At 44.2% G+C, this 23,745-nt stretch carries 29 protein-coding genes; 18 read left to right on the top strand and 11 right to left on the bottom strand.

Annotated elements, in window-relative coordinates; all coding sequences use genetic code 11:
- Window positions 1-51: 51 nt before the first annotated feature.
- The 5 genes from ACT3R4_RS06055 to ACT3R4_RS06035 form a co-directional block, all read right to left on the bottom strand.
- On the bottom strand, window positions 52-363 hold the full coding sequence (locus ACT3R4_RS06055) for a hypothetical protein (protein ID WP_213971709.1): 312 nt from the start codon (window positions 361-363) through the stop codon (window positions 52-54).
- Window positions 360-986, bottom strand: coding sequence for a nucleotidyltransferase domain-containing protein (locus ACT3R4_RS06050; protein ID WP_238117414.1), 627 nt, complete (start codon window positions 984-986; stop codon window positions 360-362). The genes ACT3R4_RS06055 and ACT3R4_RS06050 overlap by 4 nt, the downstream gene beginning before the upstream one ends.
- A 2-nt stretch (window positions 987-988) precedes the next feature.
- On the bottom strand, window positions 989-1,798 hold the full coding sequence (locus ACT3R4_RS06045) for a pentapeptide repeat-containing protein (RefSeq protein ID WP_441677993.1): 810 nt from the start codon (window positions 1,796-1,798) through the stop codon (window positions 989-991).
- Between the two features lie 155 nt (window positions 1,799-1,953).
- Window positions 1,954-2,463, bottom strand: a complete 510-nt coding sequence (locus tag ACT3R4_RS06040) for a ClbS/DfsB family four-helix bundle protein (protein WP_441677991.1) — start codon at window positions 2,461-2,463, stop codon at window positions 1,954-1,956.
- 396 nt (window positions 2,464-2,859) lie between these two features.
- Window positions 2,860-4,002, bottom strand: coding sequence for a hypothetical protein (locus ACT3R4_RS06035; protein WP_441677989.1), 1,143 nt, complete (start codon window positions 4,000-4,002; stop codon window positions 2,860-2,862).
- 199 nt (window positions 4,003-4,201) lie between these two features.
- On the opposite strand from ACT3R4_RS06035, the gene ACT3R4_RS06030 reads away from it, so the two are divergent.
- The 15 genes from ACT3R4_RS06030 to ACT3R4_RS05960 all read left to right on the top strand — a co-directional run bounded on the left by ACT3R4_RS06030 (window position 4,202) and on the right by ACT3R4_RS05960 (window position 17,018).
- Window positions 4,202-4,426 carry a helix-turn-helix transcriptional regulator gene (locus ACT3R4_RS06030; RefSeq protein ID WP_089111233.1) on the top strand — a complete coding sequence of 75 codons (225 nt, stop codon included), beginning with the start codon at window positions 4,202-4,204 and terminating at the stop codon, window positions 4,424-4,426.
- A 12-nt stretch (window positions 4,427-4,438) separates the two neighbouring features.
- Complete coding sequence (locus ACT3R4_RS06025; protein ID WP_441677987.1) at window positions 4,439-5,446, top strand: replication protein RepA; 1,008 nt, start codon at window positions 4,439-4,441, stop codon at window positions 5,444-5,446.
- 968 nt (window positions 5,447-6,414) lie between these two features.
- The gene (traJ, locus tag ACT3R4_RS06020; protein WP_001929520.1) at window positions 6,415-6,789 is read left to right on the top strand and encodes a conjugal transfer transcriptional regulator TraJ; all 375 of its coding nucleotides are present in this window, start codon (window positions 6,415-6,417) and stop codon (window positions 6,787-6,789) included.
- A complete protein-coding gene (gene traI, locus ACT3R4_RS06015; RefSeq protein ID WP_441677985.1) occupies window positions 6,786-8,546 on the top strand; it encodes a TraI/MobA(P) family conjugative relaxase in 1,761 nt (586 codons plus the stop codon). The genes traJ and traI overlap by 4 nt, the downstream gene beginning before the upstream one ends.
- A 237-nt stretch (window positions 8,547-8,783) precedes the next feature.
- Window positions 8,784-9,557 carry a P-type conjugative transfer protein TrbJ gene (gene trbJ / locus ACT3R4_RS06010; RefSeq protein WP_065770638.1) on the top strand — a complete coding sequence of 258 codons (774 nt, stop codon included), beginning with the start codon at window positions 8,784-8,786 and terminating at the stop codon, window positions 9,555-9,557.
- Window positions 9,558-9,559: 2 nt separating this feature from the next.
- Window positions 9,560-9,757: a hypothetical protein gene (locus tag ACT3R4_RS06005; RefSeq protein WP_025795234.1), complete on the top strand. Its 198-nt coding sequence runs from the start codon at window positions 9,560-9,562 to the stop codon at window positions 9,755-9,757.
- Window positions 9,758-9,759: 2 nt separating this feature from the next.
- Window positions 9,760-11,052 carry a P-type conjugative transfer protein TrbL gene (trbL, locus tag ACT3R4_RS06000; RefSeq protein WP_441677983.1) on the top strand — a complete coding sequence of 431 codons (1,293 nt, stop codon included), beginning with the start codon at window positions 9,760-9,762 and terminating at the stop codon, window positions 11,050-11,052.
- A complete protein-coding gene (locus ACT3R4_RS05995) occupies window positions 11,027-11,305 on the top strand; it encodes a hypothetical protein (RefSeq protein ID WP_441677981.1) in 279 nt (92 codons plus the stop codon). Before trbL ends, ACT3R4_RS05995 begins: the two co-directional genes overlap by 26 nt.
- Window positions 11,306-11,325: 20 nt before the next feature.
- Window positions 11,326-11,580: a hypothetical protein gene (locus ACT3R4_RS05990; protein ID WP_441677979.1), complete on the top strand. Its 255-nt coding sequence runs from the start codon at window positions 11,326-11,328 to the stop codon at window positions 11,578-11,580.
- A 131-nt stretch (window positions 11,581-11,711) separates the two neighbouring features.
- Entirely contained in the window at window positions 11,712-12,500 is a 789-nt protein-coding gene (locus tag ACT3R4_RS05985; protein WP_144166405.1) for a hypothetical protein, read from the top strand.
- On the top strand, window positions 12,493-12,768 hold the full coding sequence (locus tag ACT3R4_RS05980; RefSeq protein WP_441677977.1) for a hypothetical protein: 276 nt from the start codon (window positions 12,493-12,495) through the stop codon (window positions 12,766-12,768). Before ACT3R4_RS05985 ends, ACT3R4_RS05980 begins: the two co-directional genes overlap by 8 nt.
- 83 nt (window positions 12,769-12,851) lie before the next feature.
- Window positions 12,852-15,779 carry a DEAD/DEAH box helicase gene (locus ACT3R4_RS05975; protein WP_441677975.1) on the top strand — a complete coding sequence of 976 codons (2,928 nt, stop codon included), beginning with the start codon at window positions 12,852-12,854 and terminating at the stop codon, window positions 15,777-15,779.
- A gap of 15 nt (window positions 15,780-15,794) precedes the next feature.
- Window positions 15,795-15,980, top strand: a complete 186-nt coding sequence (locus tag ACT3R4_RS05970; RefSeq protein ID WP_441677973.1) for a hypothetical protein — start codon at window positions 15,795-15,797, stop codon at window positions 15,978-15,980.
- 148 nt (window positions 15,981-16,128) lie between these two features.
- Entirely contained in the window at window positions 16,129-16,872 is a 744-nt protein-coding gene (locus ACT3R4_RS05965; protein ID WP_441677972.1) for a zeta toxin family protein, read from the top strand.
- The gene (locus ACT3R4_RS05960; RefSeq protein WP_441677970.1) at window positions 16,869-17,018 is read left to right on the top strand and encodes a hypothetical protein; all 150 of its coding nucleotides are present in this window, start codon (window positions 16,869-16,871) and stop codon (window positions 17,016-17,018) included. The genes ACT3R4_RS05965 and ACT3R4_RS05960 overlap by 4 nt, the downstream gene beginning before the upstream one ends.
- A gap of 398 nt (window positions 17,019-17,416) precedes the next feature.
- Here ACT3R4_RS05960 and ACT3R4_RS05955 read toward each other — a convergent pair whose 3' ends face one another.
- From ACT3R4_RS05955 to ACT3R4_RS05935, 5 genes are all read right to left on the bottom strand, one after another.
- On the bottom strand, window positions 17,417-18,262 hold the full coding sequence (locus tag ACT3R4_RS05955) for a hypothetical protein (RefSeq protein ID WP_441677968.1): 846 nt from the start codon (window positions 18,260-18,262) through the stop codon (window positions 17,417-17,419).
- A 44-nt stretch (window positions 18,263-18,306) separates the two neighbouring features.
- Window positions 18,307-18,657 (bottom strand): hypothetical protein, encoded by a 351-nt coding sequence (locus ACT3R4_RS05950; protein ID WP_441677966.1) that lies wholly within the window; start codon window positions 18,655-18,657, stop codon window positions 18,307-18,309.
- Window positions 18,658-18,687: 30 nt separating this feature from the next.
- Window positions 18,688-18,876 carry a hypothetical protein gene (locus ACT3R4_RS05945; protein WP_441677964.1) on the bottom strand — a complete coding sequence of 63 codons (189 nt, stop codon included), beginning with the start codon at window positions 18,874-18,876 and terminating at the stop codon, window positions 18,688-18,690.
- Between the two features lie 11 nt (window positions 18,877-18,887).
- The gene (locus ACT3R4_RS05940; protein ID WP_441677962.1) at window positions 18,888-19,298 is read right to left on the bottom strand and encodes a hypothetical protein; all 411 of its coding nucleotides are present in this window, start codon (window positions 19,296-19,298) and stop codon (window positions 18,888-18,890) included.
- 232 nt (window positions 19,299-19,530) lie between these two features.
- A complete protein-coding gene (locus ACT3R4_RS05935) occupies window positions 19,531-20,472 on the bottom strand; it encodes a LysR family transcriptional regulator (RefSeq protein ID WP_192539878.1) in 942 nt (313 codons plus the stop codon).
- Between the two features lie 46 nt (window positions 20,473-20,518).
- Between ACT3R4_RS05935 and ACT3R4_RS05930 the strand changes: the two genes are divergently transcribed.
- The 3 genes from ACT3R4_RS05930 to ACT3R4_RS05920 are packed head-to-tail and all read left to right on the top strand — an operon-like array spanning window position 20,519 to window position 23,096.
- Window positions 20,519-21,502 carry an aldo/keto reductase gene (locus ACT3R4_RS05930; protein WP_192539877.1) on the top strand — a complete coding sequence of 328 codons (984 nt, stop codon included), beginning with the start codon at window positions 20,519-20,521 and terminating at the stop codon, window positions 21,500-21,502.
- A complete protein-coding gene (locus ACT3R4_RS05925) occupies window positions 21,499-21,879 on the top strand; it encodes a carboxymuconolactone decarboxylase family protein (RefSeq protein ID WP_192539876.1) in 381 nt (126 codons plus the stop codon). Before ACT3R4_RS05930 ends, ACT3R4_RS05925 begins: the two co-directional genes overlap by 4 nt.
- A 29-nt stretch (window positions 21,880-21,908) precedes the next feature.
- Entirely contained in the window at window positions 21,909-23,096 is a 1,188-nt protein-coding gene (locus ACT3R4_RS05920) for an MFS transporter (RefSeq protein WP_192539875.1), read from the top strand.
- A 179-nt stretch (window positions 23,097-23,275) separates the two neighbouring features.
- On the opposite strand, the gene ACT3R4_RS05915 is transcribed toward ACT3R4_RS05920, so the two are convergent.
- Window positions 23,276-23,745 (bottom strand): hypothetical protein (locus ACT3R4_RS05915; RefSeq protein WP_496201207.1); only part of this gene is annotated, 470 nt, incomplete at its 5' end.

Raw genomic sequence — 23,745 nt, 5'->3', positions numbered from 1 at the left:
TAACGCGCTTATCTGAGATTAGATAAAGTATCTTGAAACCTTAAACACTTGTTAGCCAGCATTTTGTCGAAGAGCACTCATTTCTCGACTTATTTGAATTAAAAGATCTTCTACATCTTTTGATAGTTTCTTGTAGTCTTCCGTAACTTGCTCCTGACTTTTATTAGCCAAGAAGAATAGCTTCTTAGAAGTCTGAATAATTAGATTAACATGCACTGCCTTAGGGTCTATTTGGTTTATAGAAACCCATCTGTTGATCGATTTTTCTGTCAAGCTGAATAGAGGTTCTCCATATAAGTGGAAACTATTTACAATCTTCACAGCTTCTCGCTGAGATTCAATTCTATTTCTAAACTCACTCATACTTTATCGACTCTTTTTATCAATGACTGCATCCAGCATTTTATTTGGGGAAGACTTTCAATAGCTGCAAACACTTGAGGCTCTGTAAGAGAGCTTCCAACACCTCGTGTGCAGAGAATTCTAGCAGACTCTAGCACATCGAATACTTCTCTATCGATTGGGACACTTAAAGCACCTAAGTTTATGCTAGAGCGTCTTGAAAAATCAGGACGTTCTAAATATGCCAACGAGTAACATGAAGCAAAGTTTCTCATTGCCAAAAACACTGTTGATAAATCAAACTCCCGGGACAACGCCGACTCATTTATTGAGTAACATGCTGACTTGAATATTTCATAGAACTTAACACAATCAGACTCACCATCAGAATAAGCGCTAGGGCAACCCAATTCACTCAAGAAGTTCGAGCTATCTTGTGAGAATACTAATTTCGACTCCAAATGAAGGTGCCAAGCAAAAGGATTACCTTGCTCCCAGAGTTCTTTGATTCGGTCATACGAATAAATTGAATAATCCGATGGATTTATGTGATCTAATTGACCATTTGCAATGATCAACATGTCAACATCAGAGCCTATGTCAATTTCACCTCTACATATAGAACCAAAAGCATAAATATGCACAATTATCTCCTATTAAAACGTTTAATGATAATTGACATAAAGAAGCCAAACATGATCAGTCTTGTTGCAAATACTAGAGCTAAGAAAGCACCAGAATATTCAGATGTCCCATTTATACCAAATAAAATTTGAGGAGACTTTATAAATGATGCCCAGTAATTACTAACCATATTTGGGTCACCGTAATGAATCACGTCGTACATTGTTATTGATAGTAGAACTAAAAATACAGCCCTAAACAGCTTGTATGCGCTCTCACCATTCCCCCAAATGAAATCTAATAGTTTGAACTCCAGCCATTCCACAAAGAGAGACGCCCTAACAAATCCCTTATATTTCTGTCTATAATACGACTCTTTTGAGCTCCAAGCCTTGTGTAGATGAACTTCTGTAGCCTTTAACTCGATACTAATAGCTTTATTAGCAGCTTTAGCGTCACCAAGCTGCTGATAGTTCGTCCGCAGAGAGCGCGCAAATTTCAACTTTAGATTTTCAGAGCTGGGACAACCACTTTCTAAAATATCTGTATCAATTTGAGTTTTTTCAAAAGTTGCATAATCGAACTTACACCCATTGAAAGCTGAACCGACTAGATTACTATTTATGAACCTGCAGCCCGTAAAATCACAAGACTCAAAAGTACAGTTTCTTAGGTACGCAGCGTCAAAAATGCAATACTTGAAATCTACATTTGTAAAAACGATGCGCAGCCCGACAAGGCGCACAAAAAGAGTGTTAGAGTAACCACTACCAACCTCTTCCTCCTTAAACATCTTGTCAGTTAGAGTTTTACTTTGACTATCATCTAACATGTAATATTAACTCTCGTTTATAGATTTATCATGCTGGCTAACGCCCGCTTAAGGGGCAGCCAACGCTACTACTAACTTTCCGCATAACACCGTAATCACAAAAACCAACGCATAGCAAAAATGCCGCGCGTTGGCTGTCCCTCTTGAAGCGTTTGTTATGTGAATTCTCGATTGAAACGCCTAACTTTTGTACGCACATTTTTCATAGGTGATGACGTATTAAACTGAATCATGCGCCCCAAAGTCCATTGTTCATACCACGTAACACTATATAAGTCATGATCACTTAAGCTTGAAATGAGTAAAAGTATCTCGTTAACCGTAGACACAAGTTCAATGAGTAAATCATTGTATTTCCAATCACGATACTCTTCGTGGAAGCTTTCAGCGAGTGAACCTAATTGGTTCCATTTATAACCAGTTTCTGGGAAATCTACATGTTGGTGTCGAGATCTTAGCTGATGCCATTTAAGAACCAGTTTTCCCCAACCAATCAAGTAAGCCACTGTATCACTAACACTAATGACCGTACCTTTCACGTTTCCCTCTACTCCAGATTTGCGAGCTTTACTTTCCGGAATTGAACGATAGTCAGCCATGAGTTTCGGAAATATTGAGTTTATAGCTAACTCTAATTCATCTTTATTTTTTGGCACAGAAGACATTTTGATCTCCATTCACATAACGCTTTCTATGCGGCTTTTAGCCGCCTTTCATATTCCTATGATGCAACCTTTTTAATACCACATCAACGTGTAATCAATAGGTTAATGAAAGTTAACGGAGGTTAGATTGCATGATGCCTTATAATTTCAGAAAAATGCTGCTACCCAAACTCCTTCGGATAACTTTTGATAGGGGAAAGTACTGTGAACTAAGTGAGCGAGAACTTTTGATCTGAATTGTTTTGGGGCAGAAACAAGTTAGGCGAACGTCTGCTTTGCTCAGTTGAACTAATAATTGCGCCAAGTTATCGTAATGATCCCCTCCTTGAACGTTCATACCTGCCTGTCAGATGAAACCCCGTTACTTTTGAGTCAAATTTTAGCGGCTAAATTAACTCATAGAAAAAATTCATCTCGAACAGATGAAAGCGCCTTAGATACGGTTTGGTGAATTATGTGCTGACCAGTGTATTCTGAAAGTTCTTGAGCAATCTCTTTTTGACTAAGCTTTCTTTGTTTCAAAACTAGTATTCTTTTCTTGTTATCAGTGATCCTCGAATCGACCATTCTTCGAGCTATGTTTCGAATTTTGTCAATATCACCGGAAGAAATCATAGTTCCTTCATTAGTCAGAGAATCCGAAATCTCATGTAAGCGATGGAGCATAGTTGTATCGACTTTTATTTGATTGCCAAATGTTTTGCGTACATAGTTCATATAAGCTTCAGCTTGTTCTGACGTGACCATTTTCCCCTGAAGGTAGAGATAGAAATATTCGTCTATGAGTTCATCACCTGACATAGCATTACGCTTATCTGGTTTGGCTACTTGTCGGCGTAATCTTAATACTTCGGTTTCAAACTGATTTTGAGAGCGTTTTGCTCGTTTATAAGCCGAAGTATTATTTTTCTTTTGTTTATGGAGTGAGCAAAAATTATGGCTTAGAGCCATTAATTTTATATCGTCTAGATCTTTATATTGAATGATATTCTTATCTAATGATTCTATAAATGACGTTAATTCTGTTTTTTCGCCGCAGAACTCACATAAAGTCTGCTTTCTAGTAGTATTAATTTTTACATCAGTTGAGTACTCTTGGAATTTCGGCCGTCTTAGATAACACATCCAAACTAGATTTATTATTGCTTCTAAAGTGGCGATAAATCGTCTATCTATTTCAGTGCCAGAACTATTGTATTCGATGAAAAATGCTAGATGCCTTTTTATTTCCTTATGGGCTTCTTGAAAACCTAACTCTTTAATCAATAAGCTTAAAGATATCTTTTTGTCTTGTTTTGGAAAGAAATATTGATACTTCTCAGGAAGATTATTAATAAATCTTGAAATGCTATTGTCTAATGATTTGTGAATTAAGTTAATAATATTCCTACGCGTAGAGTACTGAGAATATGGCCCCCATTCATCCCGGAATCTTTTGATAGCCTGAGATACAAACTCATCACAGCCTTTATCTATGATTAAAAAATTGTATAAGCCTAAGCGCTTTGCTGCATCTTTTTCTGACTCAATACTATCCATATCATTACCCAGTCTCAACATGCGATTTTTATAAAGTTTCACTATAAGAATTTATCTGTTAATTGGCAATAAAAGGAAATGTCTTGTAATGGCATGCTAAGGCTAGCATTCATATTCCACCTTTCTGTCCTGAATCTAAGATTAAACTTTTATCGTGTTTGGCATGATTAAACCTCTTACAGCAAGTAGAGGTATTACCATGCATGAACTAGCACATAAGACACTGATTAATAGAAAAACATTACTGCGTATGGTTCCGCTATCTGATCGAACCATCTATAACCTGGAACAGCGTGGGGAGTTCCCTCGCCGTATTGTTCTGACCAGCCGAAGTGTTGCTTGGGACCTAACTGAGGTTGAGAACTGGATAGAAGAAAAACGTAGGTCTGCGTTAAAAGCCGCAAGACCTGGTTTTATTTGGTAAGTCTGAGTCCACATGACGATTAAAGATGTAACGGATGTTCAGGCTAAGGGAACCACTCGGCGAAAAAGTGCCTCGGTTACCAGCGGTAAGCTAGAGATCAGCACGAAATATATCGACAACATCATAGCAATCCAGGAGCGCAGTGCTCAGGAAGCGAATGAACTCGGTTTTATCGCTCGGCTTCTGATTCAAGCAACTATACCGCATAGTAAGCCCAAATCGAATGAGTGGAGCCGCAAGAATGGTCATTTCACAATGCACATGATGGCCCCCTCATCTGTAGGTTTGCCTTACGGTTGCTATGCACGTTTGTTGTTGGTTTGGGTCAGTACACAAGCAGTAAGAAATAAGTCAAGACTGGACAGTGGTTTTATCACTGAACAGGAAGCACGCAAGCTTGATCTGGGACATTCTCAAAGACGTTTTATGGAAGAGCTAGGGCTAGGTTCAACTGGAGGCGAAAATGGAACCATTGGTCCTTTTCGAGAACAAATGCGGCGATTATTTAAAACGACGATCAGTGTTAGCTATACAGAGCTAAATGATGAAAGTGGATATATTTGTGAAGATGAAACTGGAGCCAGAGTTGCTGATATTTCCCATATTTGGTGGAGTACGAAGCAACCTGATCAAGATTCACTATGGGAATCTTGGGTGGAACTGTCGCCTAAATTTTTTCAATTGATTACTGATAAACCGGTCCCTCTGGATATGAGAGTGTTGCGGTTGATTAAGCGTTCTCCGATGGCTTTAGACATATATTGTTGGGCGACTTATCGGGTGAGTTACTTAAAGCGAGCCACAATTATTCCGTGGTCAGGTTTGATGGAGCAAATGGGGTCTAATTATGCCAATGTAAAAAGCTTTAAGCAGCGGTTTAAGGATGGACTGAAAAAGGTACAGCAGGCATGGCCAGAGCTAGATGCTACTCCAACCGAAAAAGGGTTGCTTTTGAAGCCTAGTGCTCCTCAAGTACCTCGTCAGACAAAGCGACAGGTTTCACGGGATATTGAAGTGTGATGAAACAGTATGTACGCACCATTCTTGATGTTAGTAAGCCTGGGTGTTTAGAAAGTTATCCACGCATGTTCTGTTTCCCTTTAAAGGGGGGATTTTGCGCATGTTCTGTTTCTGGCTGCGCATGTTTTGTTTCTGAGTGCGCATGTTCTGTTTCTAGAAAGGCTAAAAAGCTTTTTAATAACATGTGGTTGCAGAACCTCCTATAGTCTTTCCTGTAGGTATACCTATATAAAAAAATAAACCTGTAGTTGAACAAACAAATATTGTGGATAACTTTGATCAATAGGTTGCTCAAAAGTGTCAATGAAATCATTTTTTTGGAAGTTGTATTTTTTTAACTATATGAAGATAAAGTAATTTTTATTATTTTCACCTTGGCGTCTAAGCATTTATTGACATTTGAGGGGCAGTCAAACACGAAGGCTTTGAATTTACCATAGGACGGACAGTGTTAAGAAAGCGATGTTTGTCTGTGTCGTGATCAAAACTGTCAATGAAATCATTTTTTTGGAAGTTATGTATTTTTTATGGTGGTTACCTTGGTGTTTAAACATTCATTGACACTTGAGGGGCAGTTAAATACGAAGGCTTTGAATTTAGCCTAGAGCGGAAAGTGTTAGGAAAGTGGTGTTTTTCTGTGTCGTGATATTGAGTAAAGCCAATACACATAAATCGCTGTAAGGCCGCTATTTTAGCGCTATTCAGTCGCTATAAGTACGCTGTCATACCGCTATAAGTATCTGACTTATCAGGTAAACATAGTTTACACAGGAATAAACAGTTAAATACAGAGAAATGCACAAGGGCATGCATAACTTTCCGTGATAAAACCAAAGTTGAAATGCGGGCAGGATGTGTGAAGTAGGCCCTCCATGCAAGCATGGCGAAGCCTCTTCACTTATGACTTATTCGCACCTTCGGCACTCAACGTTGATCCTGCCCTGCGGGGCCTGAGAGAGGATACACAGATGGAGAACAACACAAATAAGACGACGAGAAAGAATAGTCCTCCGATTAAGGTCTATTGCCTACCGGAAGAGCGTGCGCTGATCGAATCCATGTCAGCACAGGCGGGGCTCAGTGCTTCGACCTATTTGCGCGAAGTCGGCCAAGGCTATCGTATCCAGGGAATTACCGAAGCAGAGCATGTACGCGAGTTAGTGCGGGTTAATGGTGACTTAGGACGTCTGGGTGGATTGCTGAAGTTATGGCTTAGTAATGATGCCAAGGTGGCACATGTTGGGGCCAATACGATCTTGGCAGTGCTTAATCGTATCGAGGCGACGCAAGATCAAATGAGTTCACTTATGGAGTCTATTCTTCGCCCGAGGGCGGACCAATGATCGCCAAGCATGTACCGATGCGTTCTCAGGGGAAATCTGACTTTGCAGGCTTGGTGAATTACATCACCGATCACCAGAGCAAAGAACATCGACTTGGTAGCGTTCGTTTAAATAACTGTGAAGCGGAAACCGTGCGCGATGCGATCAGTGAGGTGTTGGCGACTCAGTTTGCGAACACCCGAGCAAAGAGTGATAAAACCTACCACCTCATAGTGAGCTTTCCTAATGGTGAACAGTTAGAAGCGCATACTTTAGCCGCGATAGAAGAGCGCCTTTGCCAAGGCTTGGACTATGGCGAGCATCAGCGTGTCAGTGCTGTGCACAACGATACGGACAATCAACATATCCATATCGCGATCAATAAAATTCATCCTGCGCGTAACACAATCCATGAGCCTTATTACCCACATAAAAAGCTAGCGGAAATGTGCGAGGCCATCGAGCAGGATTTTGGTTTGCAGCAGGATAATCACATACCGCGCAAGCGCGGGGCCGAATCGCGTGCCATGGATATGGAGCGGCATTCGGGTATTGAAAGCTTAGTGGGTTGGGTGAAGCGCGAATGCATGAACGAGATTAAATCAGCCAATAGCTGGCAGGCGTTGCACCAGGTCATGCAGGACAATGGTTTGCAGTTAAGAACCAGAGGAAATGGTCTAGTGATCGTTGCCGACGGTGAAGCGATCATCAAAGCAAGCACCTTAGGACGTGAGTTTTCTAAACCCAAACTCGAAGCGCGCCTTGGTCCCTTTGAAGCGACTGCATCGGATTCTGTTAAGCCGAACCGCCAATATACACACCGACCTGTTCGCTTGAAGGTGAATACCACCGAGCTATATGCCCGTTATCAAGCAGAGCAGAAACATGCCGCAGAGAGTAAAACGCAAGCCCTTGAACAGGCTCGTCGTAATAAAGATCGACAGATTGATAACGCCAAGAGGAAAGGGCGTGGCCGTCGCGCAGCGATTAAGTTGACCGGTAGCAATAAGCTTACTAAGAAGCTTTTGTACAAACAGGCCAGCGATGCATTGAAAAGCGAGCTTGAGCGTATTCACAAGCGTTACCAAGAGCAACGGCAAACGATATATCAAAGCAATAAACGCCAAGCCTGGGCGGATTGGTTAAAAAGCCAAGCATTGCAGGGAGATAGCGAAGCCCTCAAAGCGCTACGTAGCCGAGAGTCTGCACAAAAGCTTAAAGGCAACACACTGAACGGGGATGCAGTTCAGGCAGAGCTCAAAGGAACGGTCGATACGATTACGAAAAAAGGCACCATTATTTATCGAGCAGGTAACAGCGCCGTGCGTGATGATGGTGAGCGTCTACAAGTGTCGACGGCTTCCAACCAAACCAGTGTCTTAGCTGCACTAAAGGTAGCAATAGAGCGTTACGGTAATCGTATTACCGTGAATGGTTCGCCTGAGTTCAAGGCGCGAGTAATCAAGGCGGCGGTAGATGGCAATCTGTCTATCAAATTTGCCGATCAAGGACTAGAACGCCGCCGTCAGGCATTAATAGCTCAGAACAAAAAGGCCAAACGGTCAGATAAGCACGGCGTGTTACCGATTGGCAAAGTGCCACCTTCACGCCGTGGCCGGTTGCAGAATCTATCTCAGTTAGAGGTTTTAGCTATTCAGTCAGGCCCTGTAACTGAAAAAGCGGCGGTCATGCCAGCACTAGAGCAGCGTAAAGCTAAGCTACAAGCTGAGCAGGCAGCTAAAAAAGCGAAACGACAACAAAAGAGCCGCTCACGTTGATGTGATGGCATAGGAATCGACGGAAGCCCTAACCGCTTCGGTTGGTAATGACACCGATGTTTAACCCTATTTGACCGCGCGTTTAACGGTGTCGCGCTGGTCGGGCGCCGAGATAGTAAGTGGCGAGCTAGCTCTGTACAGGCCCACATTCACCGCTGGTAACGGCAGGAGTAGAGATCAAGTTTCTACAGGTTGGTGAATGCAACTTTTAGTCATAACTACTAAGAGTAATTAACCATGCTAAAACGAAAAATTTTAGCGGCTAAAATTCCCGTGCTTGCCATCTCCTTGGCGTTAAACCTTTCTAATCCTGTATATGCGGGGATTCCGGTTGCTGATGGTACGAATCTAGTTCAGAACATCATGTCGGCAATGGAAGCTGTTACACAGACTGCTAAACAAATTCAGCAGTATCAAACCCAGTTGCAGCAGTACGAAAATATGCTGCAAAACTCGATGGCCCCAGCTTCTTATATTTGGGACCAGGCGCAGCGCACCATCAACGATCTGAACCAGGCGACCAACACGCTCGCCTATTACCAGAACCAGCTTGGCAGCCTCGATGCTTACCTAGGCAAGTTCCAGGACGTGGCCTATTACCGCAGCTCTCCTTGTTTCTCGGCAGCGGGGTGCAGCGATGCAGAACGGGCCGCAATGACCGAGAACCGACGCCTTGCGTCTGAATCGCAGAAAAAGGCCAACGACGCACTGTTTAGGAGTCTGGAGCAGCAGCAAGATAACTTGGAAGCCGATGCCCGTCAGCTTAACCGCCTGCAATCTGGTGCTCAGAGCGCGGACGGCCAATTGGCGGCTATTGGCTACGCTAACCAGCTCGCCAGCAACCAGGCTAACCAGCTCCTGCAAATCCGTAGCCTGCTGATTGCTCAGCAGAATGCCGTTGGCACTCGAATGCAGGCGGATGCTGACCGCGAAGCTCAATATCAAGCGTCTCGTGAAAGGTTGTTCGATATGGGCGAGCCAACCGACCGTTCAGAAAACAGGGGGTTTTAATCATGAAGAATATCACCCGAGTTTTTATCGTTAGCGCGTTGGCCTCTTTTGCTATGGTGGGGTGCGGCGAAGATGACGGGCCAAAGCCTGCAACGATCAACTGTGACAACCCGAACCTGACGAAAGAGCAGAAGGAAAAAGGGAACTGTCTTTGGGATATGGGTGAACCCACGGATCGCTCCAAGAACAAGGGGTTCTAATCATGATCAAGATATTTATTCGGCTTGTCATGCTCCTGGCAGTTGTACTTACTTCGCAAACAGCATCAGCGGCCATTGAGCCTAATGGTGTCTTAGATGAAGTGGCTGTGCGTTTCATGACAGCAAGTGCTACTTGGGGCACGGTAATTACAAACTATGCTGCCTGGCTATTCTGGACGCTGGGCACTATATCCCTTGTTTGGACTGGTGGGACCTTAATCCTTAAACAAGCGGATATAAGGGAGTTTTTCGCTGAGTTCGTCCGCTTCATCTTGACGTTTGGTTTCTTTCTCTGGTTACTCAGAAACGGCCCAGACTTTGCCACGTCAATTATCGATTCATTGAGAACGATCGGTGCTCAAGCCGGTGGCCTTTCGAGAGACCTAACCCCGTCAGAGCCTATTAGTATTGCGTTCGACATTATTGTGAAAGCTGGTAAGTCATACAGCATCACCAGCCCGATAGATAACTTGTCTATCTTCTTAATCACGCTAGCAATTTTGGCATGTATGGCGGTAGTGGCGGCAAATTTGTTGTTGGCTTTGGTGACGGCTTGGATATTGGTCTATGCCGGTGTTTTCGTGTTGGGGTTTGGTGGTTCGCGTTGGACTTCAGATATAGCAATCAACTACTTCAAAAGTGTATTAGGCGTTGCTTTGAAATTGATGACAATGACGTTGCTTATTGGCATTGCCATGTCGATCATGGACGGTTTCTATGCCGATCTATCCAATGATGCTCCCATGCGTGAATTGTTGGTGATCTTTGTCGTTTCATTGGTTCTCGTGATGCTCATTCACTCCGTTCCCAATGTGGTCGCTAGCCTGATTCCTGGAGGTGGTACGGCGACGGGTGCTGGCAGTATTAGTGCTGGGGCGATGGCCGGAGCGGCTGTTGCCACTGGTGGTATGGCTGCCGGTGCCGCAATGGCTACCGCCGGCGGTGCATCTGCTATTCAGGCTGCATTTACAAAAGCGGGTGAGAACGTAGCGAATAATACTGACGTTATGTCGAGCCTGGGCGGTGCATTTAGTGGCGGTGGTGATTCTGACGAGGCTGGCTCCTTCTCCCAAGCTTCCGGTCAATCTTCTAGCGGTGGCGAATCCCCTGGCGGCTTTAAAGGTAGCGCTGTAAAAGCGGGGCGTATTGCTGCGGATACCGGTGCGAATTTGATGAAGGGAATGGGTGATATGGCCGGGGATAGAATCAGCGGCACTACCGGAGGTCGTCTAGCTAGTTCGATCCGAAACAATATGAAAGATAACGCGGATGATGACGATAAGGAGGGGGACTGACGAGGCTTCCCCTGCATTTGACAACGATAGCTTAGGCGGTGGCGGCACTGGCTGGATGAATCAAACTGGCGGCTTTGATGGCCTATCCAGTGAGGATCAAGAAGAAGCCCGCCAAGCACACGCAGAATGGCAAGAGCGCGATCCGGAAAAGCACACCTTCGACATTGAATACTACGTTTCATACGCTCAGGAACGCCAGCAGGAGCGCAACGAAGAGGTTGCCAGTTTTGTTAAAAAAGGCCGCATGGCCTAACTAGATAAGGATTACTGATTATGGAGTTTAGCTTTCCACCTCAAAACCTTGCGGAGGTATTTGGTTTCTTTGCAGTGATGTTCATTGTGATGCTGGCCTTCTATTTTTTGGGGCAGTGGCTGCACAGTACCGGACACGGCCCGAAGATGAAAGCCATTGCCGACACAATGGAGGTATTTCAAAACAGGTTGGCCGGACGTGCTTACAAGGACATGACGAGATCGTTCGATCAAATCGACAAAATGAGACGCTGGCCGTTTGGTCACCACAAGTAGTCAGAAAGTACACGTGCACCGGCCTGAATTTTCACAAATACGGAATATGAAACATGATCTATTCCATAGCATTCGTTGATATGAAATCATAATATGTTCATAAAGTTAACTAACATAAAGTGTGACCTGTTATGCCAATTTCATTTAAACCGATTGAAGAAAAAGATAGTTGGTTTGGGGCGGCTTGGTCAGTTGATGATGAAGATGAATTAGCTAGCATCATCGCTCGTGTTGCTATTGGGCAGTCTAGGGTTGCGGAGAGAATTCTTAAAGCTACCAGTTCTTCTCACGTTAATTACCCAAAAAGCGGATATGATGCTGCCAGACAGCTATTGACAGTTAAGTCAGGCGAAAAGCCATATCATAGAGATGGTTGGGTGTTTCAGGTTATTTCATGGGTAGCAGCTCACCAATCCTATAAAAACGCTTATATAAGAGCACCTCAAATGATTAAAGCAGATAAAGGCCTAGATGGTTTTCTTATTGAAAATGACTCTAAAGGTATATCAAAAGCCGTTATTCTTGAGGATAAAGCTACAGAGAACCCAAGGAATAAAATCAAAAATTCAGTTTTACCCGAATTTGAAATCTTTGAAAAAGGTGAGCGAGATAACGAGCTAATCGCTTCAGTAGTATCATTGCTTGAGCGGTCGGGATGTGCAGACCCTGATAGTGTAGTCGCTGAGATCTTATGGGATGAAAAGCGAGCATATCGAATTGCTGTAACTGTTGGAGACTCCCATTCTACCCAAACAGGATTGCGGGGCTTATTTAAAGACTATGATGTTTCAGTTGTTGGTGATCGGAGCAAGCGTAGGGGGGATATTCTCCACAAAAATAGCTTTAGAAACTGGATAGACATATTGTCCAAAAAGGCAATAGCGATTATCAATATGGAAGAGAGTAACAGTAATGTATGATTCAATAACCTCACAGTTAATTCAGTCTACCCCCGATCTTCCTGGATTAGATCGAGAGTCTCTTCCTGACTACTTATCTAAAGCATATGCTGAAATTGTTTCTAGTCGTGTCTTATTGAGAAATGGAGAGGCTAATATAGACGACTTGATTGAAACGGTTAAATTTTCTTTGCGTTTAGCAAGAACCAATGAGGCTTTAGTTTCAATATCCCCGAACGTGAAGATAAAAAATCTGCAAGCTTTGTTGCCGCTACAGCATACCAATTAGCCTATCAAGCAACCGTATTACGCCATTCTAATATTACTTATTCATATATTGGTTTGAAATCTATCAGCCCAGATGTATCAGCAATGCTACTATTTCTCATTGCTGAGGCATTTGCGGATGCTTCAGAAATAAGCCGCATAATAAAGTTACCAGAAAATGATTTACTACAGCGTGAATTAATATGGCATTTAATAATGCTATCTCAAGGAAATGTGGAAAAAATTACTGCCCGTAGACGTCCTTCTCAAAAAAAACTTGTAATAGGAGAAGGCGGTCAATTGGCCAGTAATGCTTTATATTATAGAATTTTACGTGGTGTTCGCGCTCTTGCTTTTATTTTACAAGGGCGTCGTATTAAAGGAATGGCTGATCCAATTGCTGTTTTTTCTGAAGTAAAAGAATTAGCATCATCAACCGTTGATATTCCCTTCCAATCTAAAACTCTCGAGAGTCAAGAACTCTTTCCCGGACCATTTCATTTAGCTAGCTTATTAATAGCTACAGGAAATGCATTGTTGGATAGTGCTGTCGTAAAAATACTACCTCCCAATGGAGTTGATAAAGGATTATGGCTAGATGCTATGAAGGCTGTGGCAAGTACTCGTCCATACCTATGGAAAAATCATAAGGATGCGATTGAACGTGGTTATTTAAATAGTGGTGTATCCGCAGCAATTGGTTTTCCTACCGGTTCAGGGAAATCAACAACAGCACAACTTAAGCTTCATGCGACTCTACTTAGAGGGTGTAAAGCTGTATTTTTAGCTCCTACACATGCTCTAGTGGACCAGACTGCTCGAGATTTGAAAAAGGTATTTCCAAGAGCTGGAGTCAAAGGAGAGAGAGCTGATGATTTTGGTCTGTTAGATAGCGGTAATGACTTGCCAGATATAATGGTAATGACTCCAGAAGCATGTCTACTTGCAACACATTTGGATCCCGAAAGGTTTGTTGATGTTGGAGTATTCATTTTCGATGAATGCCATTTAATACACCCTAAAAGCAGTGAAGATAGACGTGCTATAGATGCAATGCTATGTATTCTAGGGTTTGTTAGAGTGGCTCCTGATGCCGATATTGTATTAATGTCTGCAATGATGAAGAATACGAAAGAATTAAGTCATTGGCTATCTGAGTTAACTAACCGTTTATCTATCTCGTTAGATAACTCCTGGAAACCTACTCGTCAATTAAGAGGTTGTATAGTTTATGACTCCAATCGTTTAAGCACACTTGAAAATCTACTCAGGAACGAGAGAACAAAAAAAACTAAAGGTAGCGTCCCAGCTAAGTTAAAGCGACAATTAACAGCTACACCATTAGCATTTTTTAGTGTTAAACAAACCTGGGCTTCTATGGACCGTCGTGACTACGCAAAAGTCCCTTTTTCCTCAAAATCATTAGAGCTATCAACGAATTCCCGATGGGGGCTCACTCCAAACTCTGGAGTTGTTGCATCTTCGATAGCCGCCGAAGCAGCTAAGGCAGGCATTAGAACTCTAGTATTCTCGCAATCAATTCCAAACGCAGTATCAATAGCCGAAAAAGCATCGACTAACATTTCTCCGTGTAGTTTAGATTTAACAGGTGATGAAAAAAAAGCTTATGAGATTGCAGTAGATGAAATAGGTTCTCCTGAAAAGCTGTATATAAAGCTGAGTAATGGAAAACTTGTAAATCGCGCTGGATGTCATCATGGGCAGTTATTACCAGAAGAAAGATTTCTCGCAGAGTCATTATACAAACGTGAAGGAGCATTAGCTGTATTGGCCGCTACACCAACTTTAGGTCAAGGGATGAACTTGCCTGCGGATTTAGTAATCATTGCCGAAGATAGTCAGTTTAATATGGCTTCTGGTAGTCGTGATATCCTCAAACCAGAAGATTTATTGAACTCAGCTGGGCGAGCTGGAAGAGCTGGTGAAAGTGCTACAGGTATTGTATTAGTAATTCCAGGGAAAGTCGTAGGACTAAATGATCAAGAAAGGACAATAGGAAACCGTTGGACCACCCTCCGTGAAATCTTTGGCCAATCAGATCAGTGTATTATTTTGGATGATCCTCTAACATCGATAATGGACCGTATCCACAATCAAGTAGAAGAAGTTGGAGATCTAGAACGATATGTAGTTGCAAGGCTAGCTGAGGCAGAAAAAGACGAAGAGGGAACATCAGAAGTAACTCATGGATTAAAAAGAAGCTTTGCGGCTTTTAGACAAAAGCAAAAGGGCAATACTGAATGGATTGTTAGTCGAATAGCTGCCGCTCGATCTATTCTAGATAATAATGATGTTGATTCCAGTGAGGAATCTCAGGCATTACGCGATCTAGCTTCTATGTTAGGTATGCCTGAAGATGTATTAAAAGAACTTGTTGATTCTTTGGTTTCTGATGATTTTACAAGCTTTGAAACAGTAGAGCAATTTGTTAAATGGATGTTTAAATGGCTTTCTAGGCATCCTCACAGTATGTATCGTCTTTTAAAGCCAGAGAATTTCGAGTCACTATTTGATAATAGTTATAATTCGCTACAGGATGATGTTGAAAAAGCAAAATTCGCAATTCCTTTGATATCTTCTGGTCTATCTCTGTGGATGCAGGGTAAGACGCTGATTGAAATACAAAAAGTTTTTTCTTCAAAAACAAGAGATTTGAAATACACCACAAGTGCAAGAAAGTTTGTTATCAGAATGGTTCCTGACTTAGCACATTTAATGAGTGTACCTCTTCAGGTTTTGCTAAGGTATGTCAACGATGGAACTACAAATTTGTCAGATGCTAGTCCCGCATTAAACTATGCTAGCCTTGCCGTCAGGAGAGGGCTTAATAGCGCTGAAATGGTCGCTTATGCTGTTCAGAAAGAAGGTAAAAGCTCGTCTCGCCGTGAGTTACATAGAGGCTTTTTAAAGATTCAACCATACCTAGGTAATGCTGGTGTCGGTGAAAAATTGATAGAATTAGAATCGCGTGTTAAACATGCTATGTTGCAAAAAAATACCAGCTGGGACTAAAAGAGTTTAGTAATAATGAAAGTAGACAAGCCATATGTATATAAACTGACTGAAACTCAGATTTATGAGCTTCGTCGTGATATGGCCGAGTCTTCAGCTTGGGCCAAGGCAGAGCTAAAACGCCGACGAACTGCAAAAAATCAAAAAAATTCTGCGCATGGTATCGATGATGGTATTGAGAAAAGTCACCTTTCTAACTAGCTGTTATATAGATTTATTTTCTGCTCATTGATATTCGAGTGGGAGTGATGGCTATCCGGTATTGGTAGATCGCTGAATCTTTAGGGGCCACTCGTTCATGCGATTGGCCCTTTGCTTAAAGGTATGCTGGCCATAAACGGAGAAAGGCATGGCTGATGGTGAAACGATCAAAGCCAATGCGATAGCGTTCGCGAAGCTTAACAAGAAGCGTATCGCTCGTGAAAGAACGGATATTGAGCAGTATGAGCCTGAAGAACGGCCTATCTCTATTTTTATGGCCGGTTCGCCTGGGGCGGGTAAGACCGAGATAGCCAAAGAATATGTAGCAGCGTTGAATGATATCGAATCTCAAGGGGTTGAGGGTCTAGGTAGTATCCTGCGCATCGACCCAGATGATCTGCGAGAAGAGCTCCCCGGCTATAATGGCAGCAACTCCAGGCTGTTTCAGGGCGCAATTTCGATACTCATCGATAGAATTCACGACGTAATGCTCAAGCAACGGCAGTCCTTCATTCTGGATGGCACGCTGGCAAGCTTCGATATTGCCAGCAAGAATATCGCTCGCTCATTGAAGCGAGAACGCGACGTTCAAATTTTCTATGTCTATCAGCACCCACTGCTGGCGTGGCAGTTCGTTTGTAGTCGCGAGAAGATCGAAGGTCGTAACATTCCGCTTGAGAGCTTCATTGAGCAGTTTCTTGGCGTTCAAGAGGTAGTGAACCGGGTCAAGCAGGAGTTTGGTTCGCAAGTCACTCTCGATGTCATCGTCAAGGACACGGATGGAACGAACCAGCACTGGGAGTCGGATGTTGATTCGATTGATGCTTTGCTGCCCGAGCGCTACACTCATGAACAGTTAAAAAGCCTACTCTCAGGCGAGGATGAACCATGAATGATCGCATGTCGAAATCGACTCCTTTGACCTACTTTGCGCGTCGTGCGAGTGCTGAGCAGAAGCAAGCGGTGCGTAATAAAGTCATCAGCAATGCTATCGCACGTCAAAAACGCATTCTTGAGCAAGCTAAAGAAATTAACTGATAGCTAATCTGTTTAGTACTATTTTTCCCTTGGCCCGCCGTTGAGCGGGCTTTGTGCTTCTATGCCTATTTTATGATTGCTTGAGCCAAGCAGGCCGATCATCTTAAAAGGCAGGTTTTTTAATATCACAAGGTTACAGTTCGTCAATGAACCAAGTTTCTCATAATAGTCTTGTTGCTTTTATCTGGAAAATTGCCGACAACTGCTTGCGCGATATCTATGTGCGTGGCAAGTAGCGCAATGTCATCCTGCCTATGGTGGTACTGCGTTAGAGATTGTTCTTTATGAGGAAGAGTGTTGGTGCGATTTTTCGAAATCGCACCATTTTTTTCAATCGCGAATAATTTCCTTGAGGCTAATGGAGTCAATGGGGTAGCTGTAATTTGACTGCCTCTCTTTTAATTACTCTCCCTTTGCCGACTATTAACTGATAACTCAGAAGTGTCGAGTTCGAACTCCTCATCGATGTTCAGTTTCTTCAAGATAGCTGGTAAAACCTGGTGAATTATTCTCATACCCACTAACAGTTCGTTCATGTATATGTCGGGATGTAGCTGAGCCGTATTGACACCCAAACTCTCTGCTTCGGCTGAGTGATCTAGCTCGTCAGAAGAATCGTATACCATATCCATTAGTTCGGCTTTGAGAGGGATTCGGCCTTGAAAGGCTGCTTCTTTTACAATGAGCATCCATTTTTCATAGTCACTAATGACTTCATGCCGAAATTTGTTGAATTTTGGTGCTAGCTCTTGATCAACTTCAACCTTGGTAGCAGCTAAAGAAAGTAAGCATGGTTCTATGTTTTCGGCGGGTGAAGAAAAGAGATCGAGTCGATCATCATGAATAATATGGCCAACATAGGCGGCGTAAAAACCATAAACGCTGTTTAAAGATGAGTACATGTCGTAAATCAACGAAGCCAGTGGGTACTCTCTAAAATCAAGCTCTTCGTCGTCTTCGCTTATAAAGCTTTCATTCAGTCCTTGTGGAAATTCCTTGGGGATGGTGACGCCCATGTCAGCTAACGTATTTAGTGTGCTGCTTAGTAGCAGATCAATATCGTCTTCCAAGGGTTGTGTGTAATACCCGGTTTCAGCACCCTCTCGAGCTAGCTCGGCCAAGTTCTGAGTCAGCGTTTTCCACTTCATACAGTTTTCTACAGACCCGCAAAAGAGTACATCGGAAGGGTCTAGCTCGCCGACTTTCGTCAGCTCTCGAAATTTGTTTTGCATGGCGAACGACATATGCTCGCCATTTTTCCATTTAGTAATTTGCGTTGGTGAAACGTTCAGCAGAGATCCATTCGGAAACGGTTCTCGTCCAGCTGATGAGGGGTACCTATTAGCGTGTTGTGTGGAAATCTCTTGTGAGATAGACAAGGCTGGGCTGGGCGAGGACGAAATGCGAGTGCAGTGGCATCCCAGCGATGAGGTGAAATGCGGTGAGCATTGATCTTGGTGGTTAGTTCTTCTATGTCGTTATCTGAGAGACCCAGTCCCGGTATCAGCTTTAATGTTCCCGGAAGAATGTGCTCGGGAATCTCGAGCATAGCGTTGAGTTGACTAACTGTAATGGCCTTCTTGTCGGCGGTAAAGTCGACAAACTTGTCTGAAACAAGAATCAAAGTTTCGCAGGTCATGTAAACCTCCTAAAAGCTTTTCATATTCCATTAGGCTGCCAAGTGTGGTAGCGCCCGATAGGTTTTAGTGTAAAGCCCCTCTGAACCACCAGTGATATATTGATCGCCAGCCTGCTGGACGATTTCAAGATAGCGATCCGAGGCAAAAACCGCGTTGTAGCTTTCGGGGTTCGCTGAGAAACCTGAGACAAACATCACACCGGGCTGTCCGCTGATCACAGAGTGATACGCTAGGAAGGCTGAACATCGTCTGCATTACGCACTACATCGAAGATCGTCTCTTCGCGCCACTGACGGTATTCGTCCATCGCCTCTGGCTTGACCTCAACATGTCTTAATTGAATGTAGGGGGTTGTTGGAAGAAGTGTGGCGATATCTTTGGGTGCTTCAATAAAATCCAGCAGCTCTCGGCGTACGTCTCCGACAAGATACTCTGAGAATTTCTGAGCAATCGACATAGTTGTGGCAGTCAAAGCCGTGAGTTCAAGATTGGCTTCGAGAGCCCGAAGCTCTAACACTTCGGACTCGTCAAGTGAGATAAAAATGCGAGACGCATCATTATCTCCTAATTTGGTAGCGAGTGCGTCTGCCTGACCGGATTTTACGAAATACCGAGAAATCAAAAGGGTTTGAGAAGGCATAGGTTTCTCCATGGCGAATCGTTGCAGTTAGATAAAGCTCTCAACGAGAATGGAATGTTTAAACTCGCCAATTCCGTCGGAGTGCCATGGAAAGATTGCGACTTTTAGAAAGGTCAGTCTTTAACAAATTTTCTTAATTAGTTTTTCAAAAATGGAAAATATTGATGACCAACATCCTTATGCTGGCTAAATCTATGGGGAGGAGAATTTGAATGGTAAGCAGATACGTCGCTTATCCACTGAGCCGTTCATGATGTCGAGCCACCAAATCTGTGAGAAAGTCAGCAAGTGCTCTGACACGCCGCGATCTTGCAAGGTCTGTTTGGATAACTAGATAGATTGGCTGGTCGACCCCAATGTCTGAGTCGATGCAGATTAGTCCCCTATCGCGTGCAATGAAGTGAGGCAGCACGGCAAGCCCAAGCCCCGCCTTAGTTGCGGATACTTGTGTAGCAAGTGAAGTCGTGGTCAGGGCTGGTTTGCGTCCTCGTAGAATCCGCTCTACCCATTGAGCGCCAGGAAGATGTGTCTGCATCTCCCCCCAAGTGATAAAGGTATCCGTATCGTAGTCACCCTGATCAGGGTTTAATTCTCGGCGTGACTCGTAGTCCGGGCTGCAATAAAGGCCGTACCCTAAGGTACCCAGACGGCGCAGAGTGACATTGCCCCTTTCGGGTCGAACCATCCGTACCGCAAGATCGGCATCTCTTCGATGCAAATTAATGGTCGAGATATCAGTCACAACTTCCACTAAAAGCTCTGGATATTCCGCTCGAAATGCCGGGAGTGCTGGCAGTATTAACTCCGTAGCCAGATTTTCGGCTGTGGCTAGCCGCACTTGACCACTTATCTGCGCTTGAGTGTCCGCGCCCGATGAGAAAGCCTGTGCAGCCGCTTCCATTACTTCAGCCTTCTCTACGAGATCGGCGCCATCCTCAGTTAACTGGTAGCCCGATTGCTGACGTATAAAAAGAGGAAGTTTCAGGGCAGTTTCGAGCCGCTCGATTCTACGTGAGAGTGTCGCTATGCCAATGTTGAGTTCCAAAGCAGCCGCACTCAGCGTTCCGCAGCGCGCTACGGCAAGAAATGCCCGAGTATCGTCCCAAACCAGTCCTCGGGGCATGCTATTTCCGATAATGGAAATCTCTTTGTCAATATCTTGCATTTTTTCCATTTTTTGATCCTGTCAAGCTGTAACCTCCATGATTAAGGAGGTCGTTATGAAAAAGCGAACGCTTGGAAAAGACTTCACCGTTTCGGCAATTGGTTTGGGCTGCATGGGTATGAGCGAGTTCTATGGGCCTCGAGATGATAGTGAGTCTTTGCGGGTTTTGGAGCGAGCTGTAGAGCTTGGGGTCGACTTTTTTGATACAGCAGATATGTATGGGCCGCATCATAACGAAGAGCTGATTGGAAAGTTCCTTTCACGTAGCAAGTCTCAAATTCGAATTGCAAGCAAGTTCGGCATTGTGCGCGACCCAGGGGAGTACAAACGGACTTTGGATAATAGCGCTGACTATGCGCGCCAGTCTTGTGAAGCCTCGCTTCGTCGGCTCGGTGTGGAACAAATTGACCTTTACTATATTCATCGCATCAATCCTGAAGAACCGATCGAAGAGACCATTGGTGGGCTGGAGCGACTTGTCCAATCTGGGAAAATTGCTCGTATAGGCTTATGTGAAGTCAGCGCTGAAACTCTGCGTCGTGCTCATGCAGTACATCCTATCACTGCAGTGCAAACTGAATATTCTCTTTGGTCGCGCGAAGTAGAGAGAGCCGTGTTGCCGACCTGTCGTGATCTAGGTATTGGCTTCGTTCCTTATTCTCCGCTTGGCCGCGGATTCCTAACTGGCCGGTTTCAAAACACCGCTGAACTCGACAATGATGATTTTCGCGCTAATTTACCTCGTTTTGCAAAGGAAGCGATTGGATCCAACCGGCGAATTGCCGACGTGATTGCTGAACTGGCAGAGCATAAGGGTTGCACACCTGCCCAGCTCTCGCTGGCTTGGCTATTGGCACAAGGGCAAGACATCGTGCCGATACCCGGCACCAAGCAACTGCACTATCTCGAAGAGAATGTCGCTGCAGCGAGCATCACGCTCAGTGTGGACGAGCAGCGGCAACTCGAAAAGGCCACGGCATCGTTGCCTGTAATAGGCGAACGCTACACCTCAGAAGGCATGAAAGGAGTGAACGTATGAGTGTTCCGACTTCTAATCGACGTACCCAAGCGTTATCCCTCCTTGAGAGGCTTGAGCCTAGTGCACCTGAACGCGTTGCGCAAAATCTTGATGAGTTTCACGACGACGCAACTGAGATACTACTGGGTTTTGCTTTTACCGATGTAGTGGCTCGTGAAGGGATCTCGCTACATACGCGCGAAATGCTCACTATCGCTATGCTCGCAGCAATGGGTACGGCTCCGGGGCAGCTCGAGTTTCACATGCGAGCCGCGTTGAATACTGGGGTAACTCGTGAAGAGATTGTCGAAATCGTTCTGCAGGTGGCGGTCTATGCGGGTATCCCCGCGTCGATGAATGCTATTACAGCGGCGAAATCCGCCTTCACGTCCGTCTAACTTTTTTGAACAGAGAAAAGGAGGTTGGCATGTCTGCTCAAAAAACAACTTGGCAAGACTGGGTGGCTGTAACGGCTCTTGGCGTAGGTAGCTTCACTATTGTTACCACGGAGCTGGCGCCGATTGGTTTGCTCTCTAATATCGGTAGTTCTCTCGGAACGTCTACTTCGCAGACGGGCCTGATTGTTACTCTCTATGCATGGATAGCTGTTGCAGCTGCGCTTTTTTCTGCTGTCGTTCTTTCCCGCATGCCGCGGCGTCCACTTTTAGTTTGCCTGATGTTAATCCTTGCTCTGTCCAGTGGGGTTGCCGCCATGGCTGAAACATTCCCTGCGCTCATGGGCGCGCGAGTGATTGGTGCGTTAGCACATGGTGCCTTCTGGGCAATGATCGGTACTATCGGTGCTCAGATTGTGCCTCCCCATCGCGTAGGACTTGCCACATCCATCATCTTTGGAGGCGTATCGGCTGCCAGCGTGCTGGGCGTGCCGCTAGCGAATTTGTTGGGCTCTCTCAATGGTTGGCGTGCAGCTTTTACTGCTGTCGCGGTATTGTCATTTGGTGTCGCAGTCGTGTGTTTCGCCACACTGCCTAAGCTTCCTGGGAACGAAGGTTTCGGTGCCGCTGCCATGGGACGTGTTCTATCTAATCAGCGTTTTATGTGTATCTTTGCCGCCACTGCGCTTGTAGTTACCTCTCATTTCATGGCATTCACTTACATCGAGCCCTACCTTGTTAGGCAAAGCGAGATCACGCCATCAGTGATTGCGTATTTACTTCTGGCGTTTGGTGGTGCTGGATTGGCAGCAAATGTGGTGACCGCTAGCTTGATCGACCGCTGGCTCAAATCGGTTCTGATGGTTGCCCTTTGCCTCGCTTCGGCAGCTCTGTGGCTGTTGTCTATGTTATCGGATGTTATGGGCCTATGGGGCACGGTATTAATGCTTATTATTTGGGGTGGAGGCATCGGCGCTGTTTTGGTGGGATTCCAGACTTGGATTCTTAAGGAAGCTGGTGATGACGCTCTACCGGCCTCTGCAATTTATGTCGCCATTTTTAATGCGGCGATAGGACTTGGTGCAATGCTTGGAGCTATCGTGCTGTCGACATCTGGGCTTAATGAGATCTATCTATTCGCCGCTGTTGCGACAGCTCTGGGTACCGCTACTATTGCATTAATGTCTGGCCCAACGGTTGCAACCTCTCAAGCAGAATAGTTAAAGTCTAATTTATCAAAGCGGTGGGCCAGTTTTATTGGCCTGCCGATTTTTCTATCTTCTTTGCCCATTAGTCAACGTCAATTTATAGCTGGGTTCATAAGCGTGAAAGGCGGTTTAACCCTAAAATATTGAGCACGATTCAAAATAATTTTAAGGCCAGAGCCGTATGAAGATTACTATTCATTGTTAATTTTTATTAACCAGGAGCTTTCTACCATAAGGCATGATGCTGCTACTTTCCTAAGGCTTTCAGCTTCCTCAGGCTTAAAAACAGTATCTTTATTACAAAGTAGTACAGAACCACCGGCAGAGTACAGCTGTTTAGCAACTATGTATTCATCATTGCTATATTTATCTTCCTTCGCTCTCCACGTCTTGTCCAAGAAAACTCGACGAGAGTTTATGTCAGGCAAGTAGTAGACTCTGTTAGTAGAGTCATTCATACCTAGTAAACCTGCCACATTAAAAGCTGCAACACCAGCCGTTGCTGGTATAATTAATATCAGAACGACTGAAAACAAAAATATTCCAAATGTTACGGCCTGAATTTTCTTTTTAAACTCATTATCGTTTGGAAGAAAATAAAAAAAAGCTGGTATAAAAGTTGCTAGCACGCCGGTGGTGATATAAAAAATAGATTTGTATG

Origin of the sequence: Halomonas sp. AOP7-E1-9 (assembly GCF_052376035.1) — a bacterium.
GTDB lineage: Bacteria > Pseudomonadota > Gammaproteobacteria > Pseudomonadales > Halomonadaceae > Vreelandella > Vreelandella citrativorans.
This window is presented reverse-complemented; position numbering and strand designations above follow the sequence as displayed.